The organism is Actinotalea sp. (genome assembly GCF_041597215.1).
Lineage (GTDB): Bacteria > Actinomycetota > Actinomycetes > Actinomycetales > Cellulomonadaceae > Actinotalea.
The window spans coordinates 1-4,906 of sequence record NZ_JBFHHB010000239.1; the positions used below are offsets into that span (position 1 = coordinate 1).

At 72.2% G+C, this 4,906-nt stretch carries 5 protein-coding genes and 1 pseudogene; all 6 read right to left on the reverse strand.

What is annotated here, in order from left to right; all coding sequences use genetic code 11:
- A pseudogene (locus ABWK99_RS13615) lies at positions 1-239 on the reverse strand (argininosuccinate lyase); the annotation flags it as partial.
- Positions 232-1,473, reverse strand: a complete 1,242-nt coding sequence (locus ABWK99_RS13620) for an argininosuccinate synthase (protein ID WP_372595244.1) — start codon at positions 1,471-1,473, stop codon at positions 232-234. The pseudogene ABWK99_RS13615 and the gene ABWK99_RS13620, both read right to left, overlap by 8 nt.
- 56 nt (positions 1,474-1,529) lie before the next feature.
- Positions 1,530-2,063: an arginine repressor gene (locus tag ABWK99_RS13625; protein ID WP_372595245.1), complete on the reverse strand. Its 534-nt coding sequence runs from the start codon at positions 2,061-2,063 to the stop codon at positions 1,530-1,532.
- Complete coding sequence (gene argF, locus ABWK99_RS13630; RefSeq protein WP_372595246.1) at positions 2,060-2,995, reverse strand: ornithine carbamoyltransferase; 936 nt, start codon at positions 2,993-2,995, stop codon at positions 2,060-2,062. The genes ABWK99_RS13625 and argF overlap by 4 nt, the downstream gene beginning before the upstream one ends.
- Positions 2,992-4,227, reverse strand: coding sequence for an acetylornithine transaminase (locus ABWK99_RS13635; protein WP_372595247.1), 1,236 nt, complete (start codon positions 4,225-4,227; stop codon positions 2,992-2,994). Before ABWK99_RS13635 ends, argF begins: the two co-directional genes overlap by 4 nt.
- On the reverse strand, positions 4,224-4,906 hold a 683-nt coding region (gene argB / locus ABWK99_RS13640; protein ID WP_372595248.1), incomplete at its 5' end, for an acetylglutamate kinase. The genes argB and ABWK99_RS13635, both read right to left, overlap by 4 nt.

Genomic DNA, 4,906 nt, shown 5'->3' on the forward strand with positions numbered 1-4,906 from the left:
CCGGACGCCACCTCCGCGTCGAGCCGGTCGATCGCGTCGATCATGCCGGCGAGGTCGTCCTGCGAGAGCAGCCCTGCCTGGTGGAGCACCCGGGCGTGCGCCCGGGAGCCCGCGAGGTCGTGGCGGGCCAGGCGCCAGTCGAAGTGCGTCGAGCGGGACAGCTCGGCGAGCGCGTCCGCCGGTCCCCCGGCGAAGCGCCCTCCCCAGAGGCTGACCGAGCCCTGCCCGCCCTCAGTCATCGGTCGGAAGGGTCCCGGTGCCCACGTCCACACCGTTGCCGAACTTCAGGTCACGGGCCGCGGAGAGCTTCGCCGTCAGGCCGTAGATCTCGATGAAGCCGCGAGCTGCCGACTGGTCGAAGGAGTCGCCGGTGTCGTACGTGGCGAGGTTGAAGTCGTAGAGGCTCGACTCGCTGCGCCGTCCGGTGACCGTCGCACGACCGCCGTGCAGGACCATCCGGATCTCACCGGAGACGTAGCGCTGGGTGTCGGCGATGAAGGTGTCGAGCGAGCGCTTGAGCGGGGAGAACCACATGCCGTCGTAGACGAGCTCGGTCCAGCGCTGCTCGACGCCACGCTTGAACCGCGCCTGCTCACGCTCGACCGTGACGTTCTCGAGCTCCTGGTGCGCGGTGATCAGCGCGATGGCGCCGGGTGCCTCGTAGATCTCGCGCGACTTGATGCCCACGAGACGGTCCTCGACGATGTCGATCCGGTCGACGCCCTGGGCACCGGCGCGACGGTTCATCTCCTGGATCGCCTGGAGCGGGGTCACCGGGACGCCGTCGATCGCGACCGGGACGCCCTGCTCGAAGGCCATGACGACCTCGTCGGCCACCGGCGGGAAGGTCGGGTCGTCGGTGTAGGTGTAGACGTCCTTCGTCGGACCGTTCCAGATGTCCTCGAGGTAGCCCGTCTCCACGGCGCGGCCCCAGACGTTCTGGTCGATCGAGAACGGGTTGTGCTTCGTCGTGGCGATCGGCAGGGAGTGCGCCGTGGCGTAGTCGATCGCCTTGTCGCGCGTGAGGGCGAGGTCCCGGACCGGGGCGAGGCACTTGAGGTCGGGGGCCAGCGAGGTGATGCCCACCTCGAAGCGCACCTGGTCGTTGCCCTTGCCGGTGCAGCCGTGGGCGACGGTGGTGGCGCCGAACTGGCGCGCCGCCCGCACGAGGTGCTTGACGATGACCGGGCGGGAGAGCGCCGAGACCAGCGGGTAGCGGTCGAGGTACATGCCGTTGGCCTGCAGGGCCGGCATGCAGTACTCCGTGGCGAACTCGTCGCGTGCGTCGGCGACGTACGCCTCGACGGCTCCGCAGTCCAGGGCCCGGCGGCGGATGACCTCGAGGTCCTCTCCCCCCTGGCCGACGTCGACGGCGACCGCGATCACCTCGGCGCCGGTGGCCTCGGCGATCCAGCCGATGCCGACGGAGGTGTCGAGGCCTCCGGAGTAAGCGAGGACGACGCGATCGGTCATGTCGATGGTTCCTTGTCTGTGCGGGGTGTGCTGCTGGTCAGGTTCTGGGGGCGGGGTCAGGACGCTCGCTCGGCCGGGGCGCCGGCAGCGAGCTCGAGGAATCGTCGGGCGACGGCCTCGCCGCCGTCCTCCTCCCTGGCGATCACCAGGAGGGTGTCGTCACCCGCAATCGTCCCGAGCACGGCCGGGAGGACCGAGTGGTCGATCGCCGAGGCGAGGAACTGCGCGGCGCCCGGCGGGGTGCGCAGCACGACGAGGTTGCCCGAGTGCTCGGCCGTCACGAGGAGCTCGGCGCACAGGCGCGCGAGCCGCGCGGCGAGCTGTTCGGAGGTCCCCGCCGCCTGGGGTGTGCGGTCCCCTCCCTCGGCGGGAAGGGCGTAGGTCAACGTGCCGTCGGCCGCCCGGATGCGCACCGCGCGCAGCTCGACCAGGTCCCGGGAGAGCGTGGCCTGGGTGACCACGAGCCCTTCGGCCGCGAGCGCCTGCGCGAGGTCGGCCTGGGACCGCACGGCCGAGCGGCCGAGGAGTCTCGAGATGAGGGCGTGCCGTGCCGCCTTGGTCGACGGCACCGATGCCGAGGTGCCCGTCACGACTGCTCCAGGAGCCAGGCGAGCACGGCCTTCTGGGCGTGCAGGCGGTTCTCCGCCTCCTGGAACACGACGGAGCGCGGTCCGTCGATGACCTCGGCGGTGATCTCCTTGCCGCGGTACGCCGGGAGGCAGTGCAGGACGATGGCGTGCTCAGGTGCGGTCTCCAGCAGCGCCTGGTCGAGACGGAACGGCCCGAACAGGCTCTCCGCCTCGGCGGCGGAGCGCTCGTCGCCCATCGAGACCCAGGTATCGGTCGCCAGCACGTCGGCGCCGCGGACCGTCTCGACGGCCTCGTGCAGCACGGTGACCGACCCGCCCGTCTCGGCGGCGACCGCTGCCGCGTCGGCGAGCACGGCCGCGTCCGGCAGGTGCCCGGCCGGGGTGCCGATCCGCACGTGCATCCCCGCCGTCGCCCCGCCGAGCAGGTACGACTGCGCCATGTTGTTCGCCCCGTCACCGAGGTAGGCGAGGGTCCTCCCGGCCAGCCCGTCCACGCCGCCCGGGGTGTGCTCGGCGATGGTCAGCAGGTCGGCCAGCACCTGGCAGGGGTGGAAGTCGTCCGTCAGGGCGTTGACGACCGGCACGTCGACGTTGGCCGCCATCTCCTCGATGCGGGACTGCTCGTAGGTGCGCCAGACGATCGCGCTGGCCTGCCGACCCAGCACGTGAGCGGTGTCCGCGACGGACTCGCGGACCCCGATCTGCGCGAGCTTGCCGTCCACGAGCATCGGGTACCCACCCAGCTCGACGACACCGACCGTGAAGGAGACCTGGGTACGCAGCGTGGGCTTGTCGAAGAGCACGGCGACGGTGCGGGGCCCGGCCAGGGGCGAGATCGCGAACCTGTCGGCCTTGAGGCGCAGCGCGAGCTCGAGCACGGCACGCTGCTCGGCGGGGGCGAGGTCGTCGTCGCGCAGCAGGTGGCGGGTCATGAGATCTCCTTCGAGGTCGCGAGCACGTCGTCAGGCAGCCCGGCGACGAACCCGACGAAGGGCTCGACCTCGTCCCAGGTGAGCACGAGCGGAGGTGCGAGACGCAGGGCGGAGGGCGTCACGGGGTTGACGATGAACCCGGCGTCGAGGGCGAGGTCGGCGACCCGCGCCGCGACCGGCGCGACGAGCTCGACGGCGAGCAGCAGTCCCGAGCCGCGCACCTCGGTGACCAGCGGGCACGCGGAGAGCTCCTCGACCAGTCGGCGACCGAGCCGTGCCACGTGGGGCAGCACCTGGTCCCGGTCGAGGACCCCGAGCGTCGCCAGCGCGGCCGCCGCCGCGACCGGGTTCCCGCCGAAGGTCGTCCCGTGCTGACCCGGTCCGAGCAGCGTCGCCGCCGCGCCGGAGGCGAGGAGGGCGCCGATCGGGAAGCCGCCGCCCAGCCCCTTGGCCATGGTCACGACATCGGGTCGGACGCCGGCACCGAGGTCCGGGTGCTGCCAGGCGAACCAGGCACCGGTCCTGCCGATCCCCGTCTGCACCTCGTCGATCACGAGCAGGGCGCCATGGCTGTCCGCCAGCCGACGGGCGGCCGCGAGGTAGCCCGGAGGCAGGGGGCGGACCCCCGCCTCGCCCTGGAGCACCTCCAGGACGATCCCGGCGACGTCGTCGCCCATCGCTGCCTCGAGTGCTGCCAGGTCCCCGAACGGGAGGAACTCGACGCCTCCGGGAAGCGGCTCGAACGGCGCCCGGTAGGCAGGCTTGTGGGTGAGGGCGAGCGCTCCCATGGACCGACCGTGGAAGGCACCCTCCATGGCGAGGATCCGCGGACGTCCGGTGCGGCGCAGCAGCTTGAAGGCTGCCTCGTTCGCCTCGGTCCCGGAGTTGGCGAAGAAGACGCGGGACCCCTCGGGGGCCTCCGCGAGGTGCAGCAGGCGCTCGGCCAGAGCGATCTGGGTGGGCGTGGCGAAGAAGTTCGACACGTGCCCGAGGGTGCCGAGCTGCGCGCTGATCGCCGCCGTGAGGGTGGGGTGCCCGTGACCGAGGGTGTTCACCGCGATCCCGCCGAGCAGGTCGAGGTACCGGCGGCCGTCGGCATCCCACACGTACACGCCGTCGCCCCGGACCAGGACACGCCTCGGCGTGCCGAAGGTGTTCATCACGGCGTCGCCGTAGCGCTCGGTCCAGGCGAGGGCCGAGTCGTTCTCGAGGGGCGTGCTGAGGTCGCTCATGCCGTCGCCTGCCCACCACGCCGGACGATCGGGATCGGACCGGTGAGGTCGTCGGGGAGAACCATCGTCCCGACGCCCTGCTCGGTGAAGACCTCCACGAGGACCGAGTGCGCCTCTCTGCCGTCCACGACGTGGGCCTGGGGCACCCCGCCCCGCACCGCCCGCAGGCAGGCCTCCATCTTGGGCACCATCCCGGACTCGAGGCTCGGCAGGAGCGCCTCGAGGGCCGAGACGCGGATCTGCTGCGCGAGGGAACCGCGATCCGGCCAGTCCGTGTACAGGCCCTCGACGTCGGTGAGGATGATGAGCTTGCGCGCCCGCAGCGCGACGGCGAGCGCGGCAGCGGCCGTGTCCGCATTGACGTTGAGCACCTGCGTAGGGTCGTCGATGTCGGGGGCGACGGTCGACACGACCGGGATCCGTCCGGCGTCGAGCAGGTCCCGCACCGCACGCGGGTCCACGTCCACGACGTCCCCGACGTGCCCGACGTCGACGGGCTCGCCGTCGACCGTCGCGGTGCGGCGACGCGCCTTGAACAGGCCGCCGTCCTCGCCCGACAACCCGACCGCATATGGGCCGTGGGCGTTGAGAAGACCCACGAGCTCGCGCGAGACCTGACCGGTGAGCACCATGCGCACGACGTCCATGCTCTCGGCCGTTGTCACCCGCAGTCCGCCCC